Below are 1113 nucleotides of genomic sequence, written 5' to 3'. Positions count from 1 at the left end.
TGCTGGGCCGAAACGGTGGTGGCAAGGCAGCCTGCTGCGAATAAAAAGATTGTTTTCTTTATGTTTGAAATTATTGTTGACATATCTGTTAGCTTATTTTACGATGATTTTATGGGTTGTTGTTCTTCCTGAATCGGTGGTCACCTTCACGATGTAGCTGCCTGAAGCCATATTCGCGGGGATGGTGGTTTCGACTGTCGTGATCGACTGCTTTTCGACCAGCTGACCGTTCAGGTTATAGATCTCGATGACTGCCGCCTCCGAGGCTTCGCCAGGCATGCCCAGCTTGACGGTTATCGGACTGTTCTTTTGAACCATCGTCGGGTAAACGGTGGTTACGGGGAACTGTGTCAGCGTATCGAACGTGATCGGGCAACTCACCACATAGCTGTCGTCTGCACGGTAGGCCTGGATGAAGTAACTGCCCAACAGGCCCTCGGGCACGGAGTAGTAGATCGAAGTGCCGTTCTTCTCGATTTTCTGCCCGTCATGATACCACTGGAAACGGACAAACTCGTTGTCCGGATTGGTGATGTACAGGAATTCGTTCCATTTCACCAGGACTCTCAGGCCGTTCTTGCGCACCGTCACCGTCACACTGCTCTCCATTCCACAGTCGCCGTATACATCTACGTAATAAGAGCCTTCCTTGTCGGGCGTCAGGGCAGCCTGGTAGGTGGCCGAGGTCGCTCCTTCGATCGCCTCTTTGTTGAAGAACCACTGATAGGTCAGGTTCAGGCCACGGGCTTCTACGCTCAGGGTGAAGGCGTCGCCGTCACAAACGTATACGGACTGCGGTTGTTTGGTGATCATCGTGGTTTCCAGCATCTCGATTTCGAACGGATGCAGTTCCACCAGGCCCGGGTCGCTTTTCTTGCGCACATACACGTTTCCGGTGTAAACGCCCTTGCCGATTATCCGGTAGACGGGCACTGTGAGATAGTCGGGAGTCACATCTTTATAGTCGGAATCCGTAAAGCCGGCTTTGAGCGCTTCGTCGGAGAAGCGGACGGAATATTCCAGGATATTGTCCGGATCGAGCAGGCGGAATGGTATTCTGAATTCGCTTTCCGAACCGCAATGGGAGGCGATGTCGCCCAGTTCGATCATACC

General features: G+C 52.7%; 1 protein-coding gene. It reads right to left on the bottom strand.

The window, feature by feature from the left end; translation table 11 throughout:
* Positions 1-93: 93 nt before the first annotated feature.
* Positions 94-1113: T9SS type A sorting domain-containing protein (locus DWW91_RS27485; RefSeq protein ID WP_147426572.1), on the bottom strand; the 1020-nt coding region annotated here is incomplete at its 5' end.

The organism is Parabacteroides sp. AF17-3, from assembly GCF_003635445.1.
In the GTDB taxonomy this organism is placed as follows: Bacteria; Bacteroidota; Bacteroidia; order Bacteroidales; family Tannerellaceae; genus Parabacteroides; species Parabacteroides goldsteinii.
Note: the sequence above shows the minus strand (reverse complement) of the source record. Positions and strands in the feature narration are given on the sequence as shown.